This window comes from Pseudomonas sp. 37 R 15 (genome assembly GCF_900004865.1).
GTDB classification, from domain to species: Bacteria; Pseudomonadota; Gammaproteobacteria; order Pseudomonadales; family Pseudomonadaceae; genus Aquipseudomonas; species Aquipseudomonas fluorescens_AM.
Genome location: NZ_CVTV01000045.1, coordinates 1 through 5317, shown reverse-complemented (window position 1 = coordinate 5317; position 5317 = coordinate 1). Strand labels below are relative to the sequence as shown.

Genomic DNA, 5317 nt, shown 5'->3' with positions numbered 1-5317 from the left:
TGAAGTTGTTGAAGAAATCTTCGAAAACTTCTGAAAATAACCGCTTGACAGCAAATGAGGCTGCTGTAGAATGCGCGCCTCGGTTGAGACGAAACATCTTAACCAACCGCTCTTTAACAACTGAATCAAGCAATTCGTGTGGGTGCTTGTGGGGTCAGACTGATAGTCAACAAGATTATCAGCATCACAAGTTACTCCGCGAGAAATCAAAGATGTAACCAACGATTGCTGAGCCAAGTTTAGGGTTTCTTAAAAACCCAAAGATGTTTGAACTGAAGAGTTTGATCATGGCTCAGATTGAACGCTGGCGGCAGGCCTAACACATGCAAGTCGAGCGGTAGAGAGAAGCTTGCTTCTCTTGAGAGCGGCGGACGGGTGAGTAAAGCCTAGGAATCTGCCTGGTAGTGGGGGATAACGTTCGGAAACGGACGCTAATACCGCATACGTCCTACGGGAGAAAGCAGGGGACCTTCGGGCCTTGCGCTATCAGATGAGCCTAGGTCGGATTAGCTAGTTGGTGAGGTAATGGCTCACCAAGGCGACGATCCGTAACTGGTCTGAGAGGATGATCAGTCACACTGGAACTGAGACACGGTCCAGACTCCTACGGGAGGCAGCAGTGGGGAATATTGGACAATGGGCGAAAGCCTGATCCAGCCATGCCGCGTGTGTGAAGAAGGTCTTCGGATTGTAAAGCACTTTAAGTTGGGAGGAAGGGCAGTTACCTAATACGTGATTGTTTTGACGTTACCGACAGAATAAGCACCGGCTAACTCTGTGCCAGCAGCCGCGGTAATACAGAGGGTGCAAGCGTTAATCGGAATTACTGGGCGTAAAGCGCGCGTAGGTGGTTTGTTAAGTTGGATGTGAAATCCCCGGGCTCAACCTGGGAACTGCATTCAAAACTGACTGACTAGAGTGTGGTAGAGGGTGGTGGAATTTCCTGTGTAGCGGTGAAATGCGTAGATATAGGAAGGAACACCAGTGGCGAAGGCGACCACCTGGACCAACACTGACACTGAGGTGCGAAAGCGTGGGGAGCAAACAGGATTAGATACCCTGGTAGTCCACGCCGTAAACGATGTCAACTAGCCGTTGGGAGCCTTGAGCTCTTAGTGGCGCAGCTAACGCATTAAGTTGACCGCCTGGGGAGTACGGCCGCAAGGTTAAAACTCAAATGAATTGACGGGGGCCCGCACAAGCGGTGGAGCATGTGGTTTAATTCGAAGCAACGCGAAGAACCTTACCAGGCCTTGACATCCAATGAACTTTCTAGAGATAGATTGGTGCCTTCGGGAACATTGAGACAGGTGCTGCATGGCTGTCGTCAGCTCGTGTCGTGAGATGTTGGGTTAAGTCCCGTAACGAGCGCAACCCTTGTCCTTAGTTACCAGCACGTTATGGTGGGCACTCTAAGGAGACTGCCGGTGACAAACCGGAGGAAGGTGGGGATGACGTCAAGTCATCATGGCCCTTACGGCCTGGGCTACACACGTGCTACAATGGTCGGTACAGAGGGTTGCCAAGCCGCGAGGTGGAGCTAATCCCACAAAACCGATCGTAGTCCGGATCGCAGTCTGCAACTCGACTGCGTGAAGTCGGAATCGCTAGTAATCGCGAATCAGAATGTCGCGGTGAATACGTTCCCGGGCCTTGTACACACCGCCCGTCACACCATGGGAGTGGGTTGCACCAGAAGTAGCTAGTCTAACCTTCGGGAGGACGGTTACCACGGTGTGATTCATGACTGGGGTGAAGTCGTAACAAGGTAGCCGTAGGGGAACCTGCGGCTGGATCACCTCCTTAATCGACGACATCAGCTGCTCCATAAGTTCCCACACGAATTGCTTGATTCATTGAAGAAGACGATAGAAGCAGCTTCAAGCTTTGAGCTACAAGCTTCAAGTTTGATTGCGTAACGCATCAAAATTGGGTCTGTAGCTCAGTTGGTTAGAGCGCACCCCTGATAAGGGTGAGGTCGGCAGTTCGAATCTGCCCAGACCCACCAATTTTAGTGTCGCAACCCGTTTAAAAGCGGGGCCATAGCTCAGCTGGGAGAGCGCCTGCCTTGCACGCAGGAGGTCAACGGTTCGATCCCGTTTGGCTCCACCATTAACTGCTTCTGCTGTTAGAGTTTAGAAATGAATATTCTGAAGTGAATATTGATTTCTAGTCTTTGATTAGATCGTTCTTTAAAAATTTGGGTATGTGATAGAAAGATAGACTGAACGTTACTTTCACTGGTAACGGATCAGGCTAAGGTAAAATTTGTGAGTTCTCTTAACGAGAAATTCGAATTTTCGGCGAATGTTGTCTTCACAGTATAACCAGATTGCTTGGGGTTATATGGTCAAGTGAAGAAGCGCATACGGTGGATGCCTTGGCAGTCAGAGGCGATGAAAGACGTGGTAGCCTGCGAAAAGCTTCGGGGAGTCGGCAAACAGACTTTGATCCGGAGATGTCTGAATGGGGGAACCCAGCCATCATAAGATGGTTATCTTACGCTGAATACATAGGCGTAAGAGGCGAACCAGGGGAACTGAAACATCTAAGTACCCTGAGGAAAAGAAATCAACCGAGATTCCCTTAGTAGTGGCGAGCGAACGGGGACTAGCCCTTAAGTGGCTTTGAGATTAGCGGAACGCTCTGGAAAGTGCGGCCATAGTGGGTGATAGCCCTGTACGCGAAAATCTCTTAGTCATGAAATCGAGTAGGACGGAGCACGAGAAACTTTGTCTGAATATGGGGGGACCATCCTCCAAGGCTAAATACTACTGACTGACCGATAGTGAACTAGTACCGTGAGGGAAAGGCGAAAAGAACCCCGGAGAGGGGAGTGAAATAGATCCTGAAACCGTATGCGTACAAGCAGTGGGAGCCCACTTTGTTGGGTGACTGCGTACCTTTTGTATAATGGGTCAGCGACTTATTTTCAGTGGCGAGCTTAACCGAATAGGGGAGGCGTAGCGAAAGCGAGTCTTAATAGGGCGTCTAGTCGCTGGGAATAGACCCGAAACCGGGCGATCTATCCATGGGCAGGTTGAAGGTTGGGTAACACTAACTGGAGGACCGAACCGACTACCGTTGAAAAGTTAGCGGATGACCTGTGGATCGGAGTGAAAGGCTAATCAAGCTCGGAGATAGCTGGTTCTCCTCGAAAGCTATTTAGGTAGCGCCTCATGTATCACTGTAGGGGGTAGAGCACTGTTTCGGCTAGGGGGTCATCCCGACTTACCAAACCGATGCAAACTCCGAATACCTACAAGTGCCGAGCATGGGAGACACACGGCGGGTGCTAACGTCCGTCGTGAAAAGGGAAACAACCCAGACCGTCAGCTAAGGTCCCAAAGTTATGGTTAAGTGGGAAACGATGTGGGAAGGCTTAGACAGCTAGGAGGTTGGCTTAGAAGCAGCCACCCTTTAAAGAAAGCGTAATAGCTCACTAGTCGAGTCGGCCTGCGCGGAAGATGTAACGGGGCTCAAACCATACACCGAAGCTACGGGTATCACGTAAGTGATGCGGTAGAGGAGCGTTCTGTAAGCCTGTGAAGGTGAGTTGAGAAGCTTGCTGGAGGTATCAGAAGTGCGAATGCTGACATGAGTAACGACAATGGGTGTGAAAAACACCCACGCCGAAAGACCAAGGTTTCCTGCGCAACGTTAATCGACGCAGGGTTAGTCGGTCCCTAAGGCGAGGCTGAAAAGCGTAGTCGATGGAAAACAGGTTAATATTCCTGTACTTCTGGTTATTGCGATGGAGGGACGGAGAAGGCTAGGCCAGCTTGGCGTTGGTTGTCCAAGTTTAAGGTGGTAGGCTGAGATCTTAGGTAAATCCGGGATCTTAAGGCCGAGAGCTGATGACGAGTTATCTTTTAGATGACGAAGTGGTTGATGCCATGCTTCCAAGAAAAGCTTCTAAGCTTCAGGTAACCAGGAACCGTACCCCAAACCGACACAGGTGGTTGGGTAGAGAATACCAAGGCGCTTGAGAGAACTCGGGTGAAGGAACTAGGCAAAATGGCACCGTAACTTCGGGAGAAGGTGCGCCGGTGAGGGTGAAGGACTTGCTCCGTAAGCTCATGCCGGTCGAAGATACCAGGCCGCTGCGACTGTTTATTAAAAACACAGCACTCTGCAAACACGAAAGTGGACGTATAGGGTGTGACGCCTGCCCGGTGCCGGAAGGTTAATTGATGGGGTTAGCTAACGCGAAGCTCTTGATCGAAGCCCCGGTAAACGGCGGCCGTAACTATAACGGTCCTAAGGTAGCGAAATTCCTTGTCGGGTAAGTTCCGACCTGCACGAATGGCGTAACGATGGCGGCGCTGTCTCCACCCGAGACTCAGTGAAATTGAAATCGCTGTGAAGATGCAGTGTATCCGCGGCTAGACGGAAAGACCCCGTGAACCTTTACTATAGCTTTGCACTGGACTTTGAATTTGCTTGTGTAGGATAGGTGGGAGGCTTTGAAGCGTGGACGCCAGTCTGCGTGGAGCCAACCTTGAAATACCACCCTGGCAACTTTGAGGTTCTAACTCAGGTCCGTTATCCGGATCGAGGACAGTGTATGGTGGGTAGTTTGACTGGGGCGGTCTCCTCCTAAAGAGTAACGGAGGAGTACGAAGGTGCGCTCAGACCGGTCGGAAATCGGTCGTAGAGTATAAAGGCAAAAGCGCGCTTGACTGCGAGACAGACACGTCGAGCAGGTACGAAAGTAGGTCTTAGTGATCCGGTGGTTCTGTATGGAAGGGCCATCGCTCAACGGATAAAAGGTACTCCGGGGATAACAGGCTGATACCGCCCAAGAGTTCATATCGACGGCGGTGTTTGGCACCTCGATGTCGGCTCATCACATCCTGGGGCTGAAGCCGGTCCCAAGGGTATGGCTGTTCGCCATTTAAAGTGGTACGCGAGCTGGGTTTAGAACGTCGTGAGACAGTTCGGTCCCTATCTGCCGTGGACGTTTGAGATTTGAGAGGGGCTGCTCCTAGTACGAGAGGACCGGAGTGGACGAACCTCTGGTGTTCCGGTTGTCACGCCAGTGGCATTGCCGGGTAGCTATGTTCGGAATAGATAACCGCTGAAAGCATCTAAGCGGGAAACTAGCCTCAAGATGAGATCTCACTGGAACCTTGAGTTCCCTGAAGGGCCGTCGAAGACTACGACGTTGATAGGTTGGGTGTGTAAGCGCTGTGAGGCGTTGAGCTAACCAATACTAATTGCCCGTGAGGCTTGACCATATAACACCCAAGCAATTTGACTACTCTAACGAGCATCAGATTGCGGTGTGTGAAGACGAGATGAACCGAAAGTTCGA

The 5317-nt window shown here is 51.0% G+C and carries 2 tRNA genes and 2 rRNA genes; all 4 read left to right on the top strand.

Annotated features, from left to right (window positions below):
- Positions 1 to 269: 269 nt before the first annotated feature.
- The 4 genes from BFQ04_RS12820 to BFQ04_RS12805 all read left to right on the top strand — a co-directional run bounded on the left by BFQ04_RS12820 (position 270) and on the right by BFQ04_RS12805 (position 5240).
- A 16S ribosomal RNA gene (locus BFQ04_RS12820) occupies positions 270 to 1806 on the top strand.
- A 125-nt stretch (positions 1807 to 1931) separates the two neighbouring features.
- Positions 1932 to 2008, top strand: a tRNA-Ile gene (locus BFQ04_RS12815).
- Between the two features lie 28 nt (positions 2009 to 2036).
- A tRNA-Ala gene (locus BFQ04_RS12810) sits at positions 2037 to 2112 on the top strand.
- 236 nt (positions 2113 to 2348) lie between these two features.
- Positions 2349 to 5240, top strand: a 23S ribosomal RNA gene (locus BFQ04_RS12805).
- The 16S and 23S rRNA genes sit together here with 2 tRNA genes alongside, the layout of an rRNA operon.
- Positions 5241 to 5317 lie beyond the last annotated feature (77 nt).